Consider the following 514-nt stretch of genomic DNA (forward strand, 5'->3'; position numbering starts at 1 on the left):
AAGATCGCTGTCGATCTGCACGTCGAACTCGCCGACGGCAACACCTGGCATCCCTGGCACGGGCCGCTGCTCCAGCCGTACCGCTTCCGCTATCGTGAGGATCGTGAATACCGCTTGCATAGTGCTGCAACAGGTCTGCTCTACCGCCAACTGCTCGATCGGCACGTCTTGGACTGGCTCAGTGGCTACCCGGCGCTATGGGCCCCGCTGCTCTACGTCTTGGCCGGACAGTACGAGCATGCCGGGGTCCTGGGCGAGCTTGTCGTGCAGGCTGATCGCGCTTCTGTGGCACAGGAACTGGGCGGCGATCCCGCGCGCGCCATGGCCGCGCCCAGGCACGCGCTGCAACGCAAGCTGCTGGACGGGCTGCGCTTCCTGCTCAAGGAACAGTTGAAGCTGAATCAGCCGGAAGCCTCCGATGGCTGGCTCACTGAGGATGGGCTGTGGCTGGTGAGCAAGACTGTCTCGGACAAGCTGCGCGCGCACCTGCTGTCTCAGGGGATCGACGGCATTC

The 514-nt window shown here is 64.4% G+C and carries 1 protein-coding gene; it reads left to right on the forward strand.

All coding sequences use genetic code 11. The features are described 5' to 3' along the window. Positions 1-514 (forward strand): TraI domain-containing protein (locus tag CXQ94_RS24150; protein WP_181034386.1); only part of this gene is annotated, 514 nt, incomplete at both ends.

The organism is Arthrobacter sp. GMC3, from assembly GCF_002929305.1.
GTDB lineage: Bacteria > Actinomycetota > Actinomycetes > Actinomycetales > Micrococcaceae > Specibacter.